General features: G+C 40.0%; 1 protein-coding gene. It reads left to right on the top strand.

The window, feature by feature from the left end; all coding sequences use genetic code 11:
• Positions 1-13: 13 nt before the first annotated feature.
• Positions 14-856: DUF4139 domain-containing protein (locus E1176_RS00560; protein ID WP_155208644.1), on the top strand; the 843-nt coding region annotated here is incomplete at its 3' end.

Here is an 856-nt window from a genome sequence, read left to right as displayed (position 1 = left end):
GCAAACAGAAAAAGTGCGTCAATCTGGTGAACTTCCTGCTAGTGAGATAATAGTAAGAGTTGAAGCTAAAAATTCACTGAAAGGTGATCTTTCAATTTCATATATGGTGGGTAATGCTGGGTGGTTTCCAAAATATGATGTGAGAGCAGTAAGTGTTGACAAACCCATAAACTTAAAGTATAAAGCAAGTGCATATCAGAATACCGGGGTAGACTGGCATAATGTGAAGTTAAAGTTCTCCAACGGAAACCCTAACCAAAGTGGAGTAGCTCCAGAGCTAGAGCCCTGGCGTATAAATTTTGCCAGATATACAAGGTTTCAACCAATAGCTAAGGACAGGTATGGTTTTCGAAAAAATAGCGTTTCTGGAAAAGTAATAAGTTCTGAAGATGGTAGTGAGCTACCTGGAGTAAATGTTATAGTTAAGGGGACGACAATCGGCACCGTAACCGACCTGCAAGGCAACTATTCCCTCACTTTGCCCAATGATGCTAATACACTTATCTTTTCATTCATAGGGTTAGCCACTCAAGAGATACCCATTGGTACCCGGTCTGTGATTGATGTTCAGTTAGATTCAGATGTTCAGCAGCTCTCTGAAGTTGTAGTGACTGGGTTGCAATCAAGAGCGGCTGGTGTCACAGTTAGGGGTAATAACTCTTTGCCAAAGAAAGTAAAAGCTCCTACAATTTCTACAACTGTTATAGAAAATCAAACTACGGTAGAATTTGAAATTGATGAGCCGTATAGCATAAAATCTAATGGCGAAGCATTGACGGTCGAACTCAAAGAATATGAGGTTCCTGCTACTTATGAATACTTCGCTGTCCCTAAAATAGATAAAGACGCATTTTTA

Origin of the sequence: Fulvivirga aurantia (genome assembly GCF_009711475.1) — a bacterium.
Classification (GTDB): domain Bacteria; phylum Bacteroidota; class Bacteroidia; order Cytophagales; family Cyclobacteriaceae; genus Fulvivirga; species Fulvivirga aurantia.
This window is presented reverse-complemented; position numbering and strand designations above follow the sequence as displayed.